Below are 23,434 nucleotides of genomic sequence, written 5' to 3'. Positions count from 1 at the left end.
AAAAATAAGCCATCCAGAAGGATAACTTATTTTTCCCCTATAAATTTTCAAGAAATAATCTTACTACGTCTGCCCCACCAATGACTGTTCCCAATGTACTTCCTAAATTAGCAAGGACGACAATGAGAAGGATTCGGGTTACTTTATTTCTCCAGAATCCCTTAATGCTCAGTACGTCCTCAGCCAGAGAATCAAAATCTCCGACATTTGGCCTGCGGAAATAGGCTTGAACGAACCCTGCAAACCAACCGGCTGCTAGAAGAGGATTCAATGAAGTAATGGGTGCTGCTACAAATGCCGTTACAATGGCTAAGGGATGTCCCAGTCCGATCGCTACACCAAGGGCAGAGAATCCGCCGTTCCACAATATCCAACTGATTCCCTGCTGAATCCCTGCGTCGGGATTTGAGATGAACGTATAGGCAATGACGGCCAGGATCATAACCGGGATGGTCCACCCGATGATTTTTGGCCAATTTGATTTAGCTGGACGTTCATTCAGTTTATCCAGATCATGCTCTTTATTGATTTCTTTCGAGATACCAGGTACGTGTGCTGCACCAAGTACTGCGACGATCTTATTTCCTGGTGCGTCTTTGATTTTCTGTGACAAATACTGATCCCTTTCATCGATTAAGGGTGTTTTCAGCTTAGGAAACATTTGTGTGAATTCATTTAGCATTGAATCTAGCATATCCTGGGATTTAATTTTTTCTAATTCTTCTTCTGTAATTGTATCATTGCTGAAGATACTGTATACGATCTGGGTCAGAAGCTTTGCCTTCCCGCTGAAGCCTACGCTGCTCCATATCCGGGAAAATGTCACCTGGATATTACGGTCAGCAAGGACGAGTCCCGCATTTAATTCTTTCGCGGATTCGATGCCCTGAATCATTTCCTGTCCCGGTTTGATGCCGAATTGTTTGGCCATCCGGCGTTGGAAAGAACCGATAGCAAGATTCATCAGGAGCAGAGTGGCTTTCTTATCTTTGATTACTTGAAAGATATCAGTCTCTCTCCACTTATCTCCTTCGACAATCGATTGATACCTTGGTTCGTCCAGCTCAACACAAACAGTGTCCGGTTTTTCGGCTTCTATCACTTCTTTTACCTGTTCCGCACTCTGTCGTGACACGTGAGCCGTTCCGATTAGGATGTATTCTTTCCCATCCATATGTATTCTTGTGATATTCTTTTCGTTTTCTGTCATCATCGTGTACCTTCCTTTAGTTCCCCTGACTTTCAATCATTTCAATCTACCTCATAATGATAAACTAGTTTTGGCAAAATTTAAATAAATTCTGTTCATAATCATGAAAGATATCGGTTTCTTACGATGATAACCTGAGTTGCGGATTGATGATACATATTTCAGTGAACTGGAATGATTTATTGAGATGCACCAATTAGCGCATGTTTTCGGAGAGGTGGTTCCAGCATATTAAAAAAAAGTAGAGTGCTGGAAACAGCACTCTACCTCCTCTAATATTTCTTTTCGATTTTTTCTTGTAACGTTTCTATTTTATCTGGAAGTACATATAGATACTCAATCAACCCCTCCAATAACTCCATCAGTAAACCGGCTGTTTCATCATCTATTTCCCGCTCCAATTCAAGCATCTCATAAAAAGCAGACTTGGGATGGACAAGATGACTGAGTGCCTGGATCGGCTTCGATAGATCAACATTCTTAGGAAGCTGATCGAATTGTTCCGACAAAGTTTGCCCTGATGATTGCTCGCCATTGAAATTCTTCAGTACACTCTCCAGTACCCGCTTAGACATAACGGCTGTAGCAGAGTTATCCTTCGATTGACTGACATTTAATGCTGATCGAAATGATCTGACGAGGTCCTGTGGGATCCGTTTATTTCCCTGAATCTGATCCAATGGTCCGTTCGTAGCTAAAGGATCGTAAATATAAAGGCCGGCTTCCTCTTTTGTATAAATCGAATCGTCACTCAACATAATAACGAAAACGGCCGGTTTTTTACACTCCGAGCAATTGGCCTCTGCGAACAACCCCGTCTTATTCACTTGATAGAAATTCGCTTTCAACACAAATTCACTGGTCTTAGAGCAGCTTGGACATTGACTTTTAACTTTCTTAGGAACTTTTTGATAACCGTACTGAATGTGTGACAGTACGGATCCAGGTAAAATTTCTCTCATGTGAACCTCCTAGAAAATGCACCTCGACAAATGGATTTTAATTATTTGGATTATTCAAATTAAATAAAAAAGCGCTTTCCTTATATCAAAATTATACCTTTGCTAGAAAGTATTACAAGGTTAAATTATTGGAAACCGAGATTTGTGAAAGTGGGACTAATCGTGAGAGATGAGTGTTGAAATCATCAGAGAAACAGTTTATCTGTACAACTTATGAAGTCCTTCTTCCACTTCTTTCACTATGGAAGCGATCAGCTCATGTACATAAACCTCTTTACTGAGACGTGGGCTTTGACCTGACCATAAAGACATTAATTCTTTGTTATGTTGATTGCCGGCTTCCTTTCTCATTTCTTTAGTCAATTCGTTTTGAAGAGGATACGGAAGGAATTGACTCTCATACTCTTTCATCATCCTAGTAAATGTGTTTGAAAGGCCTCTCGCCGGTTTACCGCTGAATGCAGATGTGAGGGTTGTGCTGGTCTCTTCAGCTTCTAAGATGGCTCTTTTGTGTATGGCTTTTGCTCCACTTTCTTTCATTGTTAGAAAGGCGGTACCCATTTGAACTCCTTTTGCACCCAGAGCAAGAGCGGCTACTATGCCTCTTCCATCCATAACCCCGCCTGCTGCAATAACCGGTAGTTTCACAGCATCCACTATCTGCGGAATAAGGGAGAATGTCCCGATCATTGATTCTTCATAAGTACCTAGAAATGTACCTCTATGCCCACCTGCTTCACTTCCTTGTGCCACGATTACATCCACTCCACACTCTTGATTCATTAACGCTTCTTCCACTGTCGTTGCAGTTCCGATGACTTTGATTCCTTCTTTCTTCAACTCTTTCACTATTTCCTTCGGAGGAGTTCCAAATGTAAAGCTGCAAACAGGTACTCTTTCCTGAATGATGGATTCAATTTGCTTTTCAAATTCTACGTGATGTATGGTGAATCGGTGATCTGTCAATAAATTCATTTCTTTTTTAAAGGGGTCCAGTAATTTTCTCATGCTGTTTACTTGTTCTTCTCTGCATTCTTGAATCTCAGGTATGAAAAGGTTAACTCCAAAAGGTAAGTCTGTTTGCTTTTTTACTAGTTTAAGGGCCTCTTTCAGGTCGGAGACAGACATATACCCTGCTCCAAGCGTCCCAAGGCCGCCCGAATTCGAGACAGAGGAAACCAGAAGCGGGGTTGTGACCCCTCCAGCCATTCCAGCTTGGATGATGGGATATTTAGTCCCCAGACTCTTACTTACATCGTTTTGATACCACATATTCTCTCCTCCAGATTTCTAATCTTAGATAAATTATGTCAAACGATTGCTTTTTGTACAACTGATTCACATGCAATCCTCATCTTCTTCACAAAAAAGAGCTCAAAGCAATGAGTGCTCTGAACTCTTTTTTCCTATTTAAATAAAGTAATCTTGGCTACCTTTTTCATAAATTCCTCGTAAGAACCAAAGTGCTTATTCCACGAGTTGTACCATTTTCGTATCGTTTCCAATAACCAAAATGGTAATGCTCTTCCCTCAATAAGGTCATAATGGTCTTCATAAGCTTTTTTCAAGTGCTCCCATCTGAAATCATTACCAGGATGAACATATTCAGATACATCAATAATTTTCGCTCTCCCATTTTGCATTAAAATGTTTTTCAAATGGATATCACGGGGATTCAGTCCTTGCTCACGAACATAATGTCTAGCCGCCTCCACATCCTGAACCACTTGACATGGAATTTGGATACCCTGCAACAGGCAGTCAAAGAGAGTTGGTCCTTCTTCAAAACTTAACACTAGTAATGTATCATAAGCTGCATAGCAGGTAGAGAAAAAAGGACAATCCCCTATAGTTTGATAGACTTTTTCTTCGATGTTAATTTTGTATCTTTTGTCTTCCGCATACAATTTGAAAGCGAAGTCAGGGGCATTAATAGATTGAAAGACCGCCGCATCTGTCCCGACCCCCACGCATCGTAATGTTTCATCCCCACCATGGATTGTGACATGTTCATTATTTGCATTGGAAGACACGGTCAATTGAGTTAAAGATGGTAGAGCGACTTCCCATTTATTATCCATAGGCTCTCCCTTCGTCCAACTGAACTCTTTTAAAGGTATGATTCGAGATCGTACCTTATTCAGGATAATATAGCATCTGCCCGTTCCACATTTCAACTCAAAGGAGTCGACATATTATATTCATTTTTAAACCTCTAGTAGAATATCCCAGTGTTAAATATTTGAAGCTATGGCTTATACTTCTTTGACTTGTCTTAGTTTCTGCCTCAATTCAACATCATTTCTCCTTTTATCCAATTCTGGGGAAATCACTTTAAGGATGAATGTCCCTGTAAGTCCTATGGCAAGGATGATACCCGCCATCACGCTGGATGAAAAAATGGCTCCTAGTGTGACTGTGGATGATGCAATCAACATAGATAGGTTGAATTTCAATCCATTAAAAGCCATATAGGAACTCCGTGCATCATCAGGGGGGATGGCCGCCATGTAGGATTGCTCAACCGGTACCCGAAATACCTCTCCAATCGTAAGGATCCCCATCATTACGAATAGGATAAATACGTTATTCGAGTAGGCAAGGGCCGCATATCCTATCGAAAAGAAGAAACAACTCCATACCAGTATGGTTCTGTCTTTAAAGTTATGGGGAAACTTTGTGATGAATAACATGAGGATGACGACCATAATCGTATTTTCACTTCGTAGAATCCCCATTGTTTGTACCCCATTTATTTCCCAATAAAGAAAAGGTTGGGAAGGCATTTCTTCGCTTAATCGAATACCGATATAGTTTGTCAGTTGAAACTCCATGGACAGGATGAGTACACCTGCAATAGTAAAAAGGACGAAGAGTCTATCGTGCAGGACGGTTCTGTAATTAGAAATTAATTTTCCCACGTGTTGAGTTGGAGTCATATCTGAATCTATAGGTGAGTAGCTTTCATCAATGAAGAATGCCACCAGTAATGCTGTAACGGCGGATGCTACACTCAATGCCAGGAAAAGCTCGAAAAGATAATCTTTAAATAAGAAAGCGCCTATGATTCCTCCAATTGCAATGGAAAGATTGTTTGCCCAGTATGTAATTGAGTACATGAGTTTCCGCTGTGGAGGGGTACTGACATCAATCATCATTGCTTGGTTCGCAGGTCCTGCAAGACCCCAGCAAATGCTGTTCACCGTCATCATGGCAAACGTGACAGTTGCTGATTCAAACCAGGGTGAGTTGCAGACCATCATGGTGAAGAAGGCAAGAAATCGAAGAGACTCCGCCATTAACATGATCCTTTTCCGGCCGAATTGATCGGCAAAATACCCTCCCAGGAAATTTATCCCGATACCGACAAAGACATTGATTAAAAGTAGTAATCCGGCTACCTTCGCACCGAAATGAACGGCCAGATAGATGGACATAAACGGAAAGATCATGCTGCCTATAAAGCGGCTCATAAACGTTTCAACAATTCGTATTTTTATATTCTTGTGAAAATCCTTGAATCGCATAGTTTTCCTTCTCTCTATTTATCATGCGGAATTTTATTTCATTCTTCCAAAAGCTTCGTCAGACGAGTGATATGAACCCCCAATGCTTCGAAAATCCCCCTGCAAGTGACATCACTTACCCTTTCTCTGCACCCTTCAAGTCTCTTGATGGTCTGCGTGCATACATTTGCTTTCAATGCTAACTCTTCTTGAGTCAGTTGAGATTTCACTCGTAACAAATAAACAATCTCACCCATTTGAAGTTCGTTACTAGTTGAATCCTTCTTGGTTAAGCAAGCATTAATGGAGTTGCATAATTTCTTCATGTCATTCATAGATAGACCCCTCCAACATTTGGTAAAATAGTATTTACTAAATATAAAGAAATTTCTTCATATTAGCAAGGGGAAAGATACCAAAAGCTTCTATCTACACTATATGGTCCTAATCATAATATGTCATGGTCAGTTTGGAGGACGCAATATAAGACTTTTGAATGAAGTTAAAAGACTTAAGGGGAAACCTTCTCTCGTTAGTGAATCTTAGCGTATATGTAATTTAACAACAGCCATAAAAAACAAAAAAAGCACCTGATTAGATGCTTTTTCTTTCAATCTACGCTCGATCATAATGCAAGGAACAAATCCCATCTCAGGGAATAATATACAGTTCCGATTCCAACAAACACTACGATCAGGCCGATAATGTTCTCTATGAACTTTTCAGGTAACTTAATAAATTTAAGTACCGTATATATTAGTGTAGTCAACGATATGGTAACTAGTGAAACAATCGCTATATTAATAGCGACGGTTTTTACTGGTTCTGTAAATAAATCACTGAATTCAAACAAAGTGGACCCTCCTGATTTTATTCAATTACCTAGGCTGAATATGTAGTATCAAGAAGACTATTATACTAGAAATTCCGTAGAATGAATAGTAGCATATCGGTCTAAATCAGTCTTTATTAATAATCAAAAAATACAAACTATTTTTTTCATCCCCCTTTTCAATTCGCTTGATCAGCTGACATAGTAAAATTTATTGACTGTCTCTCCTAACCATTTATAGGACACATGTTTATAAATTTTTTCACCAGAAATAGTCACCGTGATGACTGAAGTGCCTTAATGAAGGATGGTAAGTCAGCTAAATCATCAATCACACCATCTGCATGCTTTGCATCTATCCAATGGGCATCCTTCTTCCAAACACCTTTCATCCCTGCCTTCTGGGCACCATACACATCATACTCGGGATGGTCTCCGATAAAGATGCATTCTTGAGGTTCCACTTGTAATCTTTCTATTGCCCGTTTAAAAATTTCAGTATCCGGCTTTTTTATACCTTCCCACTCGGAGACAAGTATTTCTTGAAAGTAAGATTCTATTTTGAGGGCAAGGATATTGTCCATCTGAAATCGTCCATACCCATTCGTGATCATCCCCAATCGGATTCCTTCCGCTTTTAATTCATCCAACATGGTAAGTATATGAGGAAAAGGGATACAGCTGTGTTTAAATTGTACTATGTAATCATCGAGAAATTCTTCAAAAGTTAACTCAGGAATCGAAAACTCCTCAATGAGCTGTTTATATACTTTGTCTTTCCATACGTATCCCCTTTGATCTAGTTCGATGAATCTGGATATATATAAATTTTTCGGAATATGATGAAGGCAGTGGTAAAGGCGTTCATACTGATCAGTGATGAATGCCTTTACAGACGCATCCCTATTTAACAGCGTTCCATCCAGGTCGAATATGGCAGCTTTTATCATCAGAACCGCATTCCCTTCCTGGCTTTCACAATTAAAGTCGTTGGTAAATAGCTTGCTTTATTAAAGCTATACCATCTATTGGAATGCCTCTCAACATCCACTTGGGATAAACGCACCTCTTCAATCACGTTTTCAATCAAGAAGCCTTTCTTGATGAGCGTGTTCAGATAGGTACTGACTTTGAACTGCTGCATGATGGCAGGATGCGTCCACGCCTCGTGGTCATAGGGTCCTTCACTATGATAGGGTTGGCTGAAGATGAGGTTGCTTCCTGTTTGTTGAATACGATTATATAAAGGGTGCTCCCAGCTGAATACGAAGATGCCACCATCCTTTAGGTATGAATATACATTGGCAAGGGTTTGATCCAGGTCTGTCGTCCAACCCAAGGCGTAAATGGAATAGACAATGTCAAAGTGATTCTCGGGTATTCCTGGATTCTCTTCCATTGGTGCTTCAAACAAGGTCACATCATCATCTGATAATAATTCTTCAGCTGCCTTGATTTGGCTGTGAGATAAATCCAATCCCCACATCTCCGAGGCGCGATTGTCCCTCATATATTTTAGTGAATGCCCACTACCACAGCCGATATCCAATACCCTTTTTCCTTTTATATCCCCAAGCAGCTGTAGCTCATCTTCAGTTGGTGCAAGTGGACCGTATTCCGGCAGGGGATTTCTACCGTAGAAACGTGGCGCGACTTCATCCCAGCTTTTTTTATTAACCGATAGTGATTGGTTCAAATTTCCTTCCCCTTTCTGATCATTAGCAGTTTTTCATTATTAAAGCAGAAACCATGTACACTTGTAACACGTGAGATTTCGGGAATGAATGATTCCTTTTTCCATTTTATTTTCACTCTCGGTTTCCCACATATGACATAAGTATACTCCGTCATTTTCCCCTCAAAGGAGTGACTTTACCATATATCCACTATATTAACGTATATTAGAATATAATGGAAAGAGATTGATAGAAAGGAAGGTTACATATGGGATTGGAAATGAAGACCAATTGTGAGACATGTGGGAGGGGCTTGAATGACCATGCGTACATTTGTGTCCATGAGTGTACTTATTGTGAAGGGTGCACTGCTAAATATGATTCTATCTGTCCGAATTGCAATGGAGAATTGGTCAGAAGACCAAAACCGCCTGCCGGTATGGAACACTGAGGAATGTAGCAGCCGGCGTTGAGGGGCATTGGTACAAAACACTTGGAAACGAAGGTTTTGAAGGCTGTAAGAGTTCGAATGTTGTAAGGATCTTATGGCTCTGAGATTTTTCTCAGAGCCATAAGAACTATTCAGGCTTTACTATTTTTTCTTTATTCAAAAATCTGTGTAGCAGAAGCCCGGTCATTATTGTTGAAACTGTTAAAGTACACGCACTCAAGACAAGATTGAAACTGTAATTTTGCTCAATGCCATCTAAAATACTAGAGTAAATGCCTGCCATGATTCCTGTTAAGATAAGCGTATTGATACGCAACGATCATCCCCCCTATTTACCCTAGTTGATGTCTCCGAGATAAACCTTCGACCTTCTTCCCACTATATATGAAGCTATTTCTTTAGGATATAATCTATAATTCTTCAGTGCATCCAAATCAATCCACTCCACCCCTACTTGGTGACTATCGGGATTCGATGGAGCATGATGATCGCTCCATTCATGGAGAAATGTACATTTAAAATAGAATTCCACTTGATGCAAGTTGAAGTCGAAAGCAACATGCTCATGGTTTTTACCGATATACTCCCTTATATGTACCAGCTCCCCTACTGCCACGACTTCCCCTATCTCTTCAATGCATTCTCTAATTAATGCTTCATGAAGTGTTTCACCTTTTTCCTGTCCCCCACCGGGAAAGAGATAGAAAATACCGTCATCATCTTTATTTTTAGTCAGAAGTATTTTGTTATTTTGGATAATGATGGCTTTTGCTGAATTGCGGATTGACATCGATTATTTTCCCTTCTATTTCGCATATTTGTTCATATGTATAGAACATGCTATTCTGAGATTCTTTGAAAGGCATGCGTGTGACTGGACGAACTTATGCCACTGCATGGTTTCACCACTAACCAGAACGCACTTAATAACTTTCCATACTAACCTTGAAAAATCCTGCTTAAGCTGGAAACCCATCTTCTTAAAGGCAGGTAGAATATCTATAGTTCGAAAGGATGATTTCTTTGATTGATCTCTCTATAATTGAAAAAACAGTCGAAAATCTGCGTAAAGCCTACCAGCTGCCTGGTATTTCAGTCTGCTTGACTGATCCTTCTGGAGAAGACTATATTATGGCAGCAGGCGTTAAAGGATATGTCCAAAATACATTGTTAAATCCTTTCGATCATCAACGTATTGGTACTCTAACAAAAATGTTTACTAGTACATTGATTTTGAAACTACAAGAAGAAGGCCATCTTTCACTTGAACAATCCGTCGAATCCCTCCTTCCCGGTATCCTGAAAGAAGGCAGACGGATATCCGTTCGTCAATTGCTTCAGCATAGGTCGGGTTTAAAGGATTATCTTAGGATGGATGTCGCAGGCACGAAATGCATTGAACATGAGGTCTCAAGTCTGAATGACTTCTTCCCTCCTCAAAGTCTTATAAGACTAATCGCCCATCATACTCTGGAATTTGATCCCGGTACTAAATATAAGGACTCCCAGACAGATTATATCCTTCTTGGAATGATCATAGAGAGATGTACAGGCATGAAGATTGATGAAGCAGTCAGCCAATGGATCATTCAACCGCTTCAACTTAACAGGACATACTTTCCAATAAAGAATGATCTAAAATTCCCCTTTGCAACAGGGCACTCGAATGCCACCCCGGACTTGTCTGACATATCAGATGATTTGAAAGACATTACAGATCTCAATGTTTCCATCATGTGGACTGCCGGTGCTCTTATTTCAAACCCTGCAGAAATTCAAACATTCATGAAGGCCCTGTTCACAGGCACCCTCTTATCACAAGAATCACTTAAACAAATGCTGGCTGTTCATCAGACGGATGATCCCGGTCAATATTACGGTTTGGGAATTGCCAAGTATACGTTTGATAAAGGAATATCTGCTTACGGTCATCATGGATTGATTCATGGATATGAATCTGTGACACTTTATTTTCCTGAACATGAAATATTCACGACGGTTGTTGTGAATCAAATGCCGGTGGGAGTTGTAACACTTGCACTTCAGTTGTTTCAGGAGGTTCTTTAAAACGAAGTTCGTGCAGGAGTGAAAACGTTCAATGATGGGCGTTTTCTTTTCCTTATCTTTCCTGAGACATTGATGGAAAGAGTCTGTCCTCCCGCTATGCCTAAAGAATGGTTATAGCCCTCTCAAATCCCATTTATTTAAACTTTACATAACAATATTAAGCATTTCACCTTGTCAATGAACTTAGAACTTAATTAGAGAATGTATTTATGTTTTCCTAATTTGTTCATGGATTTTTTCTAATTCCTCAAGTGATAATGTGCCTAAAGAAGCTTTAATCTCATTTTCGAGCTTTTTTTTGTTTCTCTTGCGGTAACCCTCCCACCATTCCCGCAGGTCTTCAGTATTTGTAAGGAGATAATCAATATCGATTTCTTCAATTTCATCATCGGAAAGATAGTGAAGGACAGCTGCTAACATTTGTTCCAGCTTTTCGATAGTTTCATTCTGCTGTATTTGTTCATTTTCGGCTTTAATAGAAGTAGAACTCTTTGTCATTTTTCACCCTCCTTGGAGTATGTCTTTCATTATAGTATTGCCTATTTCCCAACCACTTTTACTAATTAAGGAAAATAGCTAATATGTTTCCTCATTATAGGTCTATTTTGTTATTTCCCCCAACAGAAACAGCTGAAATGCCATAAAGTTTTAATGATGTAGTGGCTCTCTAACTAAAATTAACCTCGTTTGTTCACCACCCTTTTTCTTTGTATGGTTAACCTACCTAGGAATACAAAGAACGGCGCGCCGGTCAGAAGGAAAGTATATTGGAGAAATTTGAGGAGCTACATTTGCAATATGACCGGATGATTCATAAAATTATTCATTCGTTGCACATCTATAAAAATAAATCGGAGTACTATCAAACCGGCCTCATCGCCCTATGGGAGGCTTATCAGAATTTTGATCCCGAGAAAGGAGCTTTTCCTGCGTACGCATACTCATTTGTACGTGGCAGAATTCTGTCGCAGTTAACAAGCGATAATCTAAATGAAGAAAAGAACATTTTCAAAGAAACGGAATTCTTTAACATGATAGAAGATGATCATATAAATGGAGGATTAGCAGAAGAATTGTTGTTCAGCTATTGTGAAGGTCTGACGGTGAATCAGAGAAAATGGGTAAGATATACGTGTATGCATATGCTTACAATTAGTGAGATTGCAGAGGTGGAGAATGTATCTATATCTGCTGTGAAAAAGTGGCGTAAAGGAGCGAAAGATAAGCTTAAAGGAATGTTAGAGGTGAAATAAAGATTTATATGATTGATGAACTTATAGGAATGTAAATCTTTAAAGGGCCAAATGAAGAACTTGGCCCATTCCATTTCTATCATTTTGTTAAACTACATTTCTTTAATTACGGCCATTTCCCTGCCAAATCGGTCACCGTGATCAACAAATCCAAGACTTCTATATAAGTGATGTGCACCCAGATTATCAGGGTGATATCCTACAACGATTCTATTCACGTCGAGTGACTCTTTCATTTCCTTTAACATTAAATCTGTTGCCGCTTTTCCGATTCCTCTGCCCTGATGGCTTTCATCAACCATTATTCGGTATACCCAATGACCGTCCAGTTCTTCTGGTACAGTATTGAACATAAGGAAGCCAACAACCTTACTATCAAAATAGATGGCAAAAGGTTTTAATGTGGTCTCGAATTTAGATTGGGCAATGGATATGGCATTAGGTTCTATGAATGGCAGCTGCTCTGTTGACAACTCGAGCTGACAGCATTCATACCAATTTTCTTCATTTAGTTCTTGAATTCTTACTCTATTCTCTTTCAATCGGTTTCCCCTTTCAAACTGTGCAAATTCGTATGAAATGTTCAGATAATTGAATTATACCATAAATTTCAAACAGGAATGCGTTTTCACTGGTTTTAGAGAAGGTATTCATCTTTCCCGATACTAGCTTTTCGATGAACGAAGAAACCGTGGATATCGAGCGATGGCAATCATTCCGCCTACTGCTCCGGAGAATATCAGGATAGAAATATTGAATAAAACGTCAGCAACAGATCCACCCTCGAGGATGATTTCCTTATATCCTTCAATTGCCCAGTACTGAGGCAAAACCTTACTGATCGATTGCATAAATTCAGGCATCAGCTCCACTGGCAGCCATAATCCTCCAAGCATTGCACCTCCGAGTGCGACGATTTGTGTCATGGCAATGCCCATGTTCTCCGTTTTCACCAACACTGAGAGGGCCATGCCCCACCCCGTTACAATGAAAGCCAAAGATAAGGAAATGGAAATCAGTGCAAGGGGATCCCCTAGCGGGAGGTCATAAACGACGACGCCAAAACAGAATAATACTGCTATCTGTATCAAGACGATCATCATAAAGGGAATCCACTTTCCTATAAAATAGTCCTTGATAGGCAGTGGTGTACTGGCGATCCTTGCGACCATTCCTTTATCCCGATCCTTTACGAATCCGATGACCATGGAAATCATAATATAAAATGCGAACATGATCGTATATCCTGGGATGATCTGGGTCACAACTTCTTTATAACTTGTATTCTCATCTCCCGAAAAGATGGAAACAAAGGCGATAATGAAGACGATCGGCAAAATAAATGTCCAAAACCACAAGCCTTTATCCTGTACATTCTTCTTTAATTCCATTTTCGCAATTGCCCACATGTGCATTCCTCCCTGTATTACGAATCACGAAGCTGTGTTCCTGTTAGATCAAAAAAGATATCCTCCAGTTTTGGCTGATATAATTCCAGCCTTCTTGGAAGGATGTTTTGGCTCCGGAAATCCACAATCAGGTTTTCCAGTGCTACAAGCGGATCAACACTATGTAGCAGAAATCCATTTCCTTTAGATTCGAGTTCACCGTGGACAGATAGACTTGATTCATTTAATCCTTCCCCCGAAATAAACAAGGATGGTCGATTGTATTTCTGCAGCAGTTCATCCATTGTGCCGCTTTCAACCAGCGTTCCCTTATCAATCAGAGCAATGCTGTCACAAAGGTGCTCTACTTCCTCCATATAGTGACTGGAGTAGATAATGGTGCTACCCTTTTCTTTTAACTCATGAATAATTGAAAATATTGAATTTCTTGATTGTGGATCAATTCCAACAGTCGGCTCATCCATTATGATAATAGAAGGATTATGGAGTAATGCGCATCCAATATTCAACCGGCGCTTCATCCCACCTGAGAAGGTACTGACCTTGTCTTTCTTGCGTTCAGATAACCCGATCTGTTTCAACACATTCTCACAACGATCCTGTAATTCTTTTCCTTTAAGTCCATAAAGGCTCCCGAAATACCTTAAGTTATCTTTGGCAGTCAGTGTTTCCTCCAGACAAATATCCTGAGGTATGTACCCAATAAGTTTTTTTACTTTTATTCTATCTTTCATAACAGAGTGTCCTTTGACGATGATATCCCCTTCAAAATTTTGTAATACTCCTGATAAAATCTTCATTAATGTGGATTTCCCTGCTCCGTTGGGACCTACAAGTCCAAAACATGTGCCTTCCGGGATTGTTAGACCGATATTTTGCAGCGCTTGGATAGCTTCATACTGCTTACTTACATTTACAATCTCAATCATGAATAAACCTCCTCCATCACATTGGCGCTATTATATCGTACGAATTTGAATTGGAAATAGTTTCACTTAATGTAAAGAAATTAAAGAAAAAGGAGTGGCAGCCAGGCATAAGTAGTTCGGTTATGAGGTAGAAAACGCAAAATCACAGGCGAATTAACATAGTAAATCGCATAACTTTAGACAACAAAATCACAAAAGAAAACGCAGAGGTTTTGACATCCCTCTGCGTTTTTGTATTCTAATTACCTGTTCTTCAACTAACGCTTCCGTTAGTTGAACAAGTACATCTTATTTTTCTTTGACATTTACAACAACATTTCCAAACAATTTGTCGCCGAAATATGCTTCTAATCGCCATAATCCTGGGGTCGGCAGCATCATTGACGACGGAAGATGATGGTCTGCTCCACTATTAGGGGCAAGACTATTACTAGTTGGTAATTGGAAAACAGTTATTTCCTCATCTGTTTCTCTGCTGACTCCAATTACTTTAAAGGGTTTTGTTAGAACTTTCTCATCTCCCCAAAAATGCCACATATATTTCTGTGTTTGACCTGCAATGAAAGGACCATACTCTCCAAACCCAAGTTTACCGTTATCTCCGATACGAAAAACAAAGTCCCCTTTTTGTCCATCGTCAGTAACCACAACTTCTCTAACTAATGTTGCACTTTCTTCCCATTTTTCTTCCTTGATAGTTTGTTTTGTATTAGAACAACCCATTAGTAATAAAACGAACAGAAAAATCAAAATTGTTTTTTTCAAATTTATCCCCCCTATACCTAGTTTTTCCTTCCTGTAATAATACCATTTTTTGTTAAATGTATGTTGAACTAACCTGCCCCGTTAGTTGAATAAGCTGTAACAAACATTCATACAATTATTTTAACATAAAATCCCATAAACCTTCGAAAAATTCAAAAAATAAACCAAGCATTTTGTTTTTGGTTTATCTTAAATAGATAATGTCGTTCCAATCAAACTCTTTATCAGTAATGCCTAACCTTTGAGCTGGTGTTTTAGAAACGATTTCACCATTTTCCTTTGTATTATAGGTCAAACAAAAGTTGTAATAGGTTCTCATAATCGTAATTGCCATCTGAGCGTACTTAGGGTTAAAGTTCGCATATATATAACTTTTACCATCTTTACGAGCAGACACAATCGGTCTTTCTAAGATACTTAACCTCCGACGAAGTTGTTGTAAGAAAGAACTGATCGCATTATCATTCACATTCATAATTAACTCTGCTATCTCGTTTGGTTCATATGATGATAAGTCGGTTGTGCAATCTACTTTATGAAACCCTTTGTCTTTAGATGCAAGTGGATGTTCGATAGGAATATTCGCCCATTCATTATACGAATAACCTGGCGTTGTTATTGTTTTATGGAAGGAATGAGTATTAAAGTGTTCAGTCAACTGATACTTTGCTAATTTCACGATATTCTTCGTATCGTAACCATTATGAAAACCCCAATCTAATAAATCTTTCTTGGCATCATCGAATTCTTCTAACGCATCTTTCTTCGTTTTGTTTCTGTCTGTTAAACATAAAAAGTGATGAGCGTCAGATTGCTTGATTTCCTTCGCAAAAACACGATAAAAAGCGGTCATAATGGAACGGTCATCATCACTTATCATTCGCCATTCTGAAGCTCCCACAAGTCGTTTAATAAGCCAATAATGAGCAACGGTAGTGTAAGTTGAATTAACGTGTAATCCACTCACATATTGTTGTCTTTTCTTGATTTCACGCATCTCTTTGTTGTAATCAAACTTGGTTTCCGTATCGTTTTTAGACGGGTTTTGTGGATAGTGTTGAAAATCTAAACGAGCATTTTTTTTACAGAAATCATTAAGGTGGTCCTCTTTGAATTGTCTGGTGTCAATGTTTAGTTCATCAAATGACTTCTCCCAATCGTAGGCTATATCCGAACGGAAAATATAGCGTGAATGAACGTCACCTGTCACGACAATATAAGTTGGTAATACTAAATCTTCCAATCCCCTAAATTTTGCTGCTCCTTGACCTTTCTTACGAACATTATTGAGATAATAGTGCATCTTGTCGGTATTAAGCCAAATCACTTTGAATTCTTTCTTTTCAAATGCAGGTCTTTCGTGGCGGTCAAGAAATTCAATACATTTGCGATATAACCATTCTAACTTGTCATAATAGGTTCCTGCACCAATCTCTAAAATATCACAAGCACGATTGATAGGAACTTTATTTACGAGAAGTTTAGCAAACATCGGAAGGACATCGTTTCTCTTTTGGTTGTAGGTTGTCGATTGCTTTCTAGTTGGAAGGACATTCGTGATTTTCTTACAGGACTTACATTGCCATCTTTGAGAACCAGCGGTACTCTTTCCTTGCTTGTGAAATAACTTTTTGGTTTCAAAAGGAGTGATACCATTATTCGGGCAGCTATCTCTATGAAAATCATATTCAGGTTCAATATCTTGTACCGTTTCGATTTGTATTAATCGCTTAATTTCTTCTGCAATAGACCAATTAGAAAGAGGAATGGTACTGCAATTAAGCGTTGGCTTCCCTTTTGTCGGGTGTATTGGATCTGGATTACAACGAATAACTTTACTTCTGCTTTTTGAACTACCTTCTAGTTTATATCGCTTCGGCTTTCCTTTAACCTCTTCAAACTTGTGTTGGTTTTCGCCAAGCCATTTACAAAAAGGTTCGTTACAGTGGTTGTACTGAATCGTGAATGTTTTTCCGTTCCAGTTAAATGAAACAGGTCTATAAAGCATATCGTTATATCTAGTGGCAAACTTCTTAGGTTCTAATAAGTCGTATTGCTCTTGACGGTCATTAATTTCTTTGTCTGTTAGAGGATTTACTATATCAACAATCACATCTTCCTTTGTTGCCAGCCGCTTCAATTTAGACAATACGAAGTTCCTCCAATTCTTCTTCTGCAATCTCCAATTGCTTTAATATACGCTTATTATTACGCTTAGAAGCAATCCATTCTAGAAATTGCTCGTCATCTAGTAAATTAAGTAAAAACGTATCAACAACTTCACTTTCACTGTATTCCGTGTATTCTGCATAATACTTCACAACTGCTCTAACACGCTCAGAGATGTCCCAATCAACTTTAGTAGAATTCTTATTTTTAGGTTCAATAAACTTCATTTAATATTTCACTCCTTATCTAAAATTGGTCACCTATTTAGCATACAAATTAACAATAATTTTAGCATACGTTATAAACACTGACCAAAAGTTATTGTCCAACTGCTAAAACGTATGTTAAAACTAGTGCTAAATTAACTGTTAATACTCCATAAACCTTATAGTATCAGTATAGACAAAAAGACGAATTCATATGCGAATTCGTCTTAAAAATGACCTGTTATTTTTAATTTTCTACCTCTGAACCGAACTACTTAAGCCAGGCATCCACTCCTTTTACCATATATAAATTACTCCTATCTGGTGAATTTACTTAACTAAATACAATAATATAAAGGCAAGGATCCCCAGAAGGACAATCATAGATGTATCTTTGAATCCATCTTTTACACGAATATGGGCTAGCATTCCACCGATTGCTGTTACACCGAGAATGAGAGAACCAGTGACGATGTACGTTTCATTCCAGTAACCAAGGACCAATAATGCAACACCCGATAATTCCACTAATCCAGTGACGATCCGAAACCATTGAGGTAATCGTAAATGATCAAATACTCCTCGTTGCATGCTTGACCCGGTCAGTTTTCCTACTGCTGCCATCAAAAACATGGCGGCCAAAAGTCCTTGTAAAACCCAGATGAAGATGGTCATGGTGTTTCCCCCTTCGAATTGAAAGCAGTGGGCCCTGATATATAAGTATGTTTGATTGGATCATTTTATACATATGAACAAAGGATTCATTTGGCCTCATTGAAATATTTTTGCCAACTTAAAAGCGTGCAGAGGTGATAAGCTCTGCACGCTTTACAACCTACTCTTTAACCTTCAATCCTAATAAGCCTGCAAACCCAATCGCCTGCTCAGGGGATATTTCACATCCGGAAAGCTTATCAAGGGCAACATTTATCCGGGTAAACCTGCAGGTGCTAATATCAATTCCTTTAAGGTCAGTCTGGGTAAAATCAATTTCATTCAGATCACATCGATCAAAGCTTACTTTCAGGAGTTCACAGTCAGAGTAGTTTGCATTTTGCAAGGAGGTTTGGTTAAATTTCACCTTTTTCATTCGAGCGTCAACAAAGTCACTCATATTAGCCAAACATTCATCAAAATGTACATTTCCTAAATTCGCACCGGAAAAATCAATCCCCATTAATTTGCATTCACTGAAGCGGACCCGATGGATGATTCCCTCACATAAGTTTGCATTCGACAGGTCGCAATTTTCAAAGACGACATCTGTCATATCAATTCGAGGAAATGATGCACCTGGGAAAGAAACATTTTTAAACGTCACTTTAGATAGTACAAGTTGGTCGATATGTTCCTGATCCAACCTCGCATTTTCTACCGTACAATTCGATAGAAAGGGATCTTCATCATAATAGATATCATGGAAATTTGCTGTATCTTGGCGCGCTGGAATTTTTGGATCCTCTATTTTAAATGTATATCCCATTTTTACACCTCTATCCTGATCATTTAGTATAAAGAAACTATAGCATGAAGAAAAAAGAAAACTAGTCTTGGATTTTTTTCAGGGGTGTGTCTCGCGCTGAAATCACTTAAAGAGCAGAATTGGTCGTGGCTTTCCAAAGTATGAATTCCCATGCGCAATGTTTCGAGTTAAAATAAGATAGGAGAATATAAAGTGAGGTGTTCCACATGAAGGTAATAGAAACATCGCGACTAGGCTTGAGATGGGTAGAGCCTACTGATGCCGCATTTATCATGAGATTATTAAATGAACCTGGATGGCTTAAATTCATTGGGGACAAAGGTATTCGCACAATGGATGATGCGTTGAATTATATCGAGAATGGTCCACGGGCCATGTATGAACGGGAAGGATTTGGTTTGTTCCTGGTGGAGCTCAAGGATAATCACATCCCTATCGGTTTATGTGGGTTGATTAAACGTGATGGCCTTGAAGATGTTGATATCGGCTTTGCATTTCTAATGGAGTATCAATCTCAAGGATATGCATTTGAAGCAGCCAGCGCTACAATGGATCTTGCAAAAGAAAGAGGAATGGAACGGATCGTAGCGATTACCACCAAAGATAATCATTCTTCTTCTAAACTTCTTGAAAAGTTGGATATGAAACTGGAGGGGTATGTGATACTTCCGAATGATACAGAAGAGCTCAAAAAGTACATATTGGACTTTTAAATAAACCGGAACCATCACCCTAAGAACCACCAAAGAATTTGATGGTTAGTGCTGTATTAACAAACTCTATGAGTGAATCAATAATCCCCCAGCTGCAACTTCAGGTTGCAGTTCTTTCTACTATATTAAAAAAACACCTATCCTGATTCAGATAAGCGTTTCTTCCCGAAATCATTTATATAATTTCTTCAATTCTTCCAAAACAAAGTTCTCCCTTACAATCCATCGATTGTTCTCAAACTGGTCCATCAACCTCTCATTGCTATCAATGGCTTCTTTCAAGGTGACCCATTTGGGAATCATCTGAAGTTCTTTCTCGTATCCTTCTAACTGTTGAGGGATTCTATCATCATCTAATAGTTCACAATGAAAATAGTGTGACGTCATTTCAAATACCGTATCCTCTTCAAATAGGTCCATATGTCTTTGTGTCACGACTCCAACAGGCTCTTTCACTAAACAGTGTATGAATCCGGTTTCTTCAGCCACCTCCCTCATAAGGGCAGCTGATAAAGTTTCACGATCTTCAACACCGCCTCCCGGAAATTTATAATCACCGCGGTTCGAATACATTAGAAGAATGTTATGATCTTGAAAGATGACTGCTTTAACGGCAGTCCTGTACTTCATTTTATATGGGGATGTCTCGCTTTTCGGTTTTCCTAATTCGGTTTCAAACAATAGTAACTCTCCTTTACATGTATTAAACGATGGTTAATCCAACAACCTGGTCGGAAAAGACAATCATTTCATGCATCTCCATAATAGATTCGGGGGCAGCAAGAGATCGAAATCGAACATTTTTAATATGAATAGGAGCCGTAACATTAGCAGCCCACATCTCAGGTGGAAGTTCAAGGAGTTCTTCCCCGAATCGATCGAGCCCATATTCAAGAAATGTCTGCATCTCTTCGTCCCCGTCAAATAGATTGACTTCACCCTCAATCAAGGCAGTTTGAGTTAAGATTTGAAGACTGCACTGTTTGAGTACAATCGACTCTTCAGGAATCAATCCTTCGTCTAATTGTTGCTTTTGATCAACCAGGTGAGTGATCAACGCTTTCTTGTAATCCATTGATTTATGAATATGTTGAAGTTTTAACAAGGCTATTCTCCTTTTTTCTATATTTCTTTTAATAATAACTCCCTATACATTTATTTCGACAGAATATCCCAATATCCTCCATATATATGAACGTTCCTTCATAAACAGGGGGCTCCTTCGAAAACAAACCCGAAGCCATGACACTGAAAAAATTCCAATTCATTCAATTGTTGAGATCGATCTGATATTTTCTTGAATGTGCTTTATTTGCATCCTCCCTACCATAGTCGAATAAGATTCTCAATAACATCACCGGGTAGGATTATTTGCTATAATGAAAATATAGACAGCCCCAGATCAAATGACGTCTGGGGCTGTCTATATTTTTTATGCTATTTTATTTATCTTTAAAACGACAAGCATCTTCCCCGAGTCGAATACTCTTGCAGAAGGAATTTTACTCTTGTCCCACCGTAGCACTCTTATCTGATAGGCGTTACCTGTCAGTTTCTTTACTAGCGTTTTTTCAACCTAGTCGTCTACCTATATACTCTGATTGCGGTCGGTAGATTGCATTGTTTTCTGCCTGCTCCATTACATGAGCTGTCCATCCGACGATGCGGCTGGCGGTAAATGTCGGTGTGAAGAGATCCGATGGGAGATGGATCGACTTCATGATGGCAGCTGCGTAAAACTCAACATTTGTATATAGGGATCTACCCGGCTTGAGTTCAGCCAAAAGTTCGACTGCCTTTTTCTCCACATGGAGTGCAAGATCCAGAGACTGATCATCCCCAGAATTTTCTACAAGTCGCTTTTTTAGGGCAATGGCTCTTGGATCATGTGTTTTATATACACGGTGACCAAATCCCATCAGTTTTTCTCCTTTCAGTAATTTTTTTCTAATAATATTTTCTGCCTTCTCTATCGTGCCAATTTCGTTTAGTAAGTCAATGACCCCGGATGGTGCTCCCCCGTGTAGTGGCCCTTTCATCGTTCCGATGGCAGAAGTGATGGCGGAAACCAGATCAGATTCCGTTGAAGCTGTTACCCTTGCCGAGAAGGCAGAGGCATTCATTCCATGCTCAAGAGTCAACACCATGTATGCTTCCAATGCATCTGTAACTGCTTTGGACGGATTGTTCCCTGTCAGCATATATAGATAGTTCTCTACATGGTTTAGCTGTGGATCGGGATCGATTAGCGGTTTATCCATTATCAGATTATATCGGTAGGCAATGATGGTAGGAATGACAGCCGTCAATCTCATTGCCTGCTCAATCGTGGGCTTCCATTTGTATTCTGCTGACCCCTCGGAAGAAACGACAGTTCTTAATACACTCATCATATCCAAATCTTCTGGCAAAGCATGAAGTATGGATTTCATCTCAGGTGTCAAATATCTGTAAGTGCTCAGTTCCTTTTGGATCTCCATTGCATCCTCCTCGTTCGGAAGATAGCTGTGCCATAATAAGAAGGCTGCTTCTTCAAATGACAAGTGACTGACTTCTCCTATATCATATCCCCTGTATAGGAGGACACCTTCCTGGCCATTGATGTGACTGATCGAGGTTTGTGCTGCAATAATACCTTTTAATCCTTTGCTATACATCCATTTCATCCCCTTTTCCTTTGTTACATTTATTGTATAATGGATATATAATTATGAAAATTAAATATATTTAAATTATTCGATTACGTTTATTAAACAATCAAGGGGTGTACACATGGACTTAAATGTAGTGAAGACGTTTATTTCAGCTGCTGAATTCAGTCATTTCAGAAAAGCCGCTGAGCGATTATACATCTCTCAGCCGACGGTTACCGTTCATATAAAACAACTTGAGAAGGAACTTGGGGTTAAGCTGTTTGAAAGAGAAGGAAAGAAGATTAAGTTGACGGAAGCCGGGAGGAGCTATCTTAAATATGCCAAGAGTTTGATTGAAGTCTATGAAGAAGGAATTACTGCTCTGCAATCTATAAGTCAGGGATATACTAAGACGCTTAAAATGGCTATATCCCCCCTGATTGCTGATAATGTTTTACCTTTTGTCTTAAAACAGTTTTTAGAAACTCATCCCCAGGTCGAAATATCGGTTGAAATCATTGAATCGGATGAAATAGAGAAGGCTGTTTTAGAAGAAAGGGTCGATATCGGGCTTTCCTGCCTTCCCTGCTTTAGTCCTGAACTTGAACAAACTCTATTGTTTACTGATAAAGTCATTTTGGTGGCTCCCCATGATGGAAGGGATTTCGAATCAGCTCCACCGTTGGAAGAAGAGGAGTTATTGGCATCGAATTACCTGTTGACCCATAATCATCCTGCTTATTGGGATAATCTTTGTTATACGATCAAACAATTTTATCCAAAAACCAGGATGATGAAGGTGTCGCAAACACATATCACAAAACGATTTATTACAGAAGGACTGGGTATTTCCTATCTTCCTGCATCTACAGTAAGGAGAGAACTGCTGGAAGGAAGACTCTTGGAAGTTGAAACAAAGTCTTTTCCCATGCCGGAGGCTAAAACTTTTGCACTCATAAAATATCAACATGGAGTGCAAAAGGAATTATTACGTTTTCTGTCTCGTTTCAGATTATAAAAGAAAGAGACGATATGATCAGATCGGGCTGATCATATCGTCTCTTTAAATATGGCTGTTATCGTACTCATTGTGGCTTTTGGATGTAGCGAGTGGCGGTTGATTTCCGCTACAGGTGCTCGCTTTCCGCGGGGCTGGCGGTGAGCCTCCTC

Annotated in this window: 28 protein-coding genes; 5 read left to right on the top strand and 23 right to left on the bottom strand. The window is 39.2% G+C overall.

Annotated features, from left to right (window positions below; genetic code table 11):
- Nucleotides 1-37 precede the first annotated feature (37 nt).
- From JI667_RS00140 to JI667_RS00100, 9 genes are all read right to left on the bottom strand, one after another.
- Entirely contained in the window at nt 38-1,210 is a 1,173-nt protein-coding gene (locus tag JI667_RS00140) for a TraB/GumN family protein (protein WP_206850448.1), read from the bottom strand.
- A 272-nt stretch (nt 1,211-1,482) separates the two neighbouring features.
- Entirely contained in the window at nt 1,483-2,172 is a 690-nt protein-coding gene (locus JI667_RS00135) for a hypothetical protein (RefSeq protein WP_206848746.1), read from the bottom strand.
- 198 nt (nt 2,173-2,370) lie between these two features.
- Complete coding sequence (locus JI667_RS00130; RefSeq protein ID WP_206848742.1) at nt 2,371-3,444, bottom strand: NAD(P)H-dependent flavin oxidoreductase; 1,074 nt, start codon at nt 3,442-3,444, stop codon at nt 2,371-2,373.
- 134 nt (nt 3,445-3,578) lie between these two features.
- Nucleotides 3,579-4,253, bottom strand: coding sequence for a serine/threonine protein kinase (locus JI667_RS00125; protein ID WP_206848739.1), 675 nt, complete (start codon nt 4,251-4,253; stop codon nt 3,579-3,581).
- A gap of 174 nt (nt 4,254-4,427) precedes the next feature.
- Complete coding sequence (locus JI667_RS00120; protein ID WP_206848735.1) at nt 4,428-5,699, bottom strand: MDR family MFS transporter; 1,272 nt, start codon at nt 5,697-5,699, stop codon at nt 4,428-4,430.
- A gap of 38 nt (nt 5,700-5,737) precedes the next feature.
- On the bottom strand, nt 5,738-6,013 hold the full coding sequence (locus JI667_RS00115; RefSeq protein ID WP_206848732.1) for a helix-turn-helix transcriptional regulator: 276 nt from the start codon (nt 6,011-6,013) through the stop codon (nt 5,738-5,740).
- Between the two features lie 290 nt (nt 6,014-6,303).
- Nucleotides 6,304-6,531, bottom strand: coding sequence for a hypothetical protein (locus JI667_RS00110; RefSeq protein ID WP_206848730.1), 228 nt, complete (start codon nt 6,529-6,531; stop codon nt 6,304-6,306).
- 254 nt (nt 6,532-6,785) lie between these two features.
- On the bottom strand, nt 6,786-7,460 hold the full coding sequence (locus JI667_RS00105; RefSeq protein ID WP_206848727.1) for an HAD family hydrolase: 675 nt from the start codon (nt 7,458-7,460) through the stop codon (nt 6,786-6,788).
- On the bottom strand, nt 7,460-8,206 hold the full coding sequence (locus JI667_RS00100; protein WP_206848724.1) for a class I SAM-dependent methyltransferase: 747 nt from the start codon (nt 8,204-8,206) through the stop codon (nt 7,460-7,462). Before JI667_RS00100 ends, JI667_RS00105 begins: the two co-directional genes overlap by 1 nt.
- 248 nt (nt 8,207-8,454) lie before the next feature.
- On the opposite strand from JI667_RS00100, the gene JI667_RS00095 reads away from it, so the two are divergent.
- Nucleotides 8,455-8,637: a DUF1272 domain-containing protein gene (locus JI667_RS00095; protein WP_206848721.1), complete on the top strand. Its 183-nt coding sequence runs from the start codon at nt 8,455-8,457 to the stop codon at nt 8,635-8,637.
- A gap of 127 nt (nt 8,638-8,764) precedes the next feature.
- Here JI667_RS00095 and JI667_RS00090 read toward each other — a convergent pair whose 3' ends face one another.
- Together JI667_RS00090 and JI667_RS00085 are read right to left on the bottom strand one after the other, a co-directional pair.
- Nucleotides 8,765-8,953 (bottom strand): hypothetical protein, encoded by a 189-nt coding sequence (locus JI667_RS00090; protein WP_206848718.1) that lies wholly within the window; start codon nt 8,951-8,953, stop codon nt 8,765-8,767.
- Between the two features lie 21 nt (nt 8,954-8,974).
- Nucleotides 8,975-9,427: an NUDIX domain-containing protein gene (locus JI667_RS00085; RefSeq protein WP_206848714.1), complete on the bottom strand. Its 453-nt coding sequence runs from the start codon at nt 9,425-9,427 to the stop codon at nt 8,975-8,977.
- Between the two features lie 233 nt (nt 9,428-9,660).
- Between JI667_RS00085 and JI667_RS00080 the strand changes: the two genes are divergently transcribed.
- Complete coding sequence (locus JI667_RS00080; RefSeq protein ID WP_206848711.1) at nt 9,661-10,704, top strand: serine hydrolase domain-containing protein; 1,044 nt, start codon at nt 9,661-9,663, stop codon at nt 10,702-10,704.
- Nucleotides 10,705-10,911: 207 nt separating this feature from the next.
- On the opposite strand, the gene JI667_RS00075 is transcribed toward JI667_RS00080, so the two are convergent.
- Entirely contained in the window at nt 10,912-11,202 is a 291-nt protein-coding gene (locus JI667_RS00075) for a hypothetical protein (protein WP_206848707.1), read from the bottom strand.
- Nucleotides 11,203-11,471: 269 nt separating this feature from the next.
- On the opposite strand from JI667_RS00075, the gene JI667_RS00070 reads away from it, so the two are divergent.
- Entirely contained in the window at nt 11,472-11,957 is a 486-nt protein-coding gene (locus JI667_RS00070; protein WP_206848705.1) for a sigma-70 family RNA polymerase sigma factor, read from the top strand.
- A 92-nt stretch (nt 11,958-12,049) separates the two neighbouring features.
- Here the strand turns inward: JI667_RS00070 and JI667_RS00065 are convergent, their stop codons facing one another.
- The 8 genes from JI667_RS00065 to JI667_RS00030 all read right to left on the bottom strand — a co-directional run bounded on the left by JI667_RS00065 (nt 12,050) and on the right by JI667_RS00030 (nt 18,918).
- Nucleotides 12,050-12,499: a GNAT family N-acetyltransferase gene (locus tag JI667_RS00065; protein ID WP_206848702.1), complete on the bottom strand. Its 450-nt coding sequence runs from the start codon at nt 12,497-12,499 to the stop codon at nt 12,050-12,052.
- Nucleotides 12,500-12,622: 123 nt separating this feature from the next.
- Complete coding sequence (locus JI667_RS00060; RefSeq protein ID WP_206848699.1) at nt 12,623-13,366, bottom strand: ABC transporter permease; 744 nt, start codon at nt 13,364-13,366, stop codon at nt 12,623-12,625.
- 17 nt (nt 13,367-13,383) lie between these two features.
- A complete protein-coding gene (locus JI667_RS00055) occupies nt 13,384-14,295 on the bottom strand; it encodes an ABC transporter ATP-binding protein (protein WP_206848696.1) in 912 nt (303 codons plus the stop codon).
- A gap of 288 nt (nt 14,296-14,583) precedes the next feature.
- On the bottom strand, nt 14,584-15,060 hold the full coding sequence (locus tag JI667_RS00050) for a hypothetical protein (RefSeq protein WP_206848692.1): 477 nt from the start codon (nt 15,058-15,060) through the stop codon (nt 14,584-14,586).
- Between the two features lie 184 nt (nt 15,061-15,244).
- The gene (locus JI667_RS00045; protein WP_206848690.1) at nt 15,245-17,209 is read right to left on the bottom strand and encodes an insertion element protein; all 1,965 of its coding nucleotides are present in this window, start codon (nt 17,207-17,209) and stop codon (nt 15,245-15,247) included.
- Nucleotides 17,202-17,456 (bottom strand): hypothetical protein, encoded by a 255-nt coding sequence (locus JI667_RS00040; RefSeq protein ID WP_206848688.1) that lies wholly within the window; start codon nt 17,454-17,456, stop codon nt 17,202-17,204. Before JI667_RS00040 ends, JI667_RS00045 begins: the two co-directional genes overlap by 8 nt.
- Nucleotides 17,457-17,765: 309 nt before the next feature.
- Nucleotides 17,766-18,110, bottom strand: coding sequence for a DoxX family protein (locus tag JI667_RS00035; protein WP_206848686.1), 345 nt, complete (start codon nt 18,108-18,110; stop codon nt 17,766-17,768).
- A 160-nt stretch (nt 18,111-18,270) separates the two neighbouring features.
- Nucleotides 18,271-18,918 (bottom strand): pentapeptide repeat-containing protein, encoded by a 648-nt coding sequence (locus JI667_RS00030; RefSeq protein WP_206848685.1) that lies wholly within the window; start codon nt 18,916-18,918, stop codon nt 18,271-18,273.
- 206 nt (nt 18,919-19,124) lie between these two features.
- On the opposite strand from JI667_RS00030, the gene JI667_RS00025 reads away from it, so the two are divergent.
- Nucleotides 19,125-19,631 carry a GNAT family N-acetyltransferase gene (locus tag JI667_RS00025; RefSeq protein ID WP_206848681.1) on the top strand — a complete coding sequence of 169 codons (507 nt, stop codon included), beginning with the start codon at nt 19,125-19,127 and terminating at the stop codon, nt 19,629-19,631.
- Between the two features lie 171 nt (nt 19,632-19,802).
- Here the strand turns inward: JI667_RS00025 and JI667_RS00020 are convergent, their stop codons facing one another.
- From JI667_RS00020 to JI667_RS00010, 3 genes are all read right to left on the bottom strand, one after another.
- A complete protein-coding gene (locus JI667_RS00020) occupies nt 19,803-20,312 on the bottom strand; it encodes an NUDIX hydrolase (RefSeq protein WP_244668156.1) in 510 nt (169 codons plus the stop codon).
- Between the two features lie 22 nt (nt 20,313-20,334).
- Nucleotides 20,335-20,736 (bottom strand): hypothetical protein, encoded by a 402-nt coding sequence (locus JI667_RS00015; RefSeq protein ID WP_206848680.1) that lies wholly within the window; start codon nt 20,734-20,736, stop codon nt 20,335-20,337.
- 466 nt (nt 20,737-21,202) lie between these two features.
- Nucleotides 21,203-22,297: a citrate synthase/methylcitrate synthase gene (locus tag JI667_RS00010; RefSeq protein ID WP_280515452.1), complete on the bottom strand. Its 1,095-nt coding sequence runs from the start codon at nt 22,295-22,297 to the stop codon at nt 21,203-21,205.
- A gap of 106 nt (nt 22,298-22,403) precedes the next feature.
- Between JI667_RS00010 and JI667_RS00005 the strand changes: the two genes are divergently transcribed.
- Nucleotides 22,404-23,282 carry a LysR family transcriptional regulator gene (locus JI667_RS00005; protein ID WP_206848675.1) on the top strand — a complete coding sequence of 293 codons (879 nt, stop codon included), beginning with the start codon at nt 22,404-22,406 and terminating at the stop codon, nt 23,280-23,282.
- The last annotated feature ends 152 nt before the right edge of the window (nt 23,283-23,434 follow it).

The sequence above is a fragment of the Bacillus sp. NTK074B genome, assembly GCF_017303375.1.
Taxonomy (GTDB): Bacteria; Bacillota; Bacilli; order Bacillales; family Bacillaceae_B; genus Rossellomorea.
The sequence above is the reverse complement of the archived record's forward strand: the minus strand, read 5'-3'. Positions and strand labels throughout refer to the sequence as shown.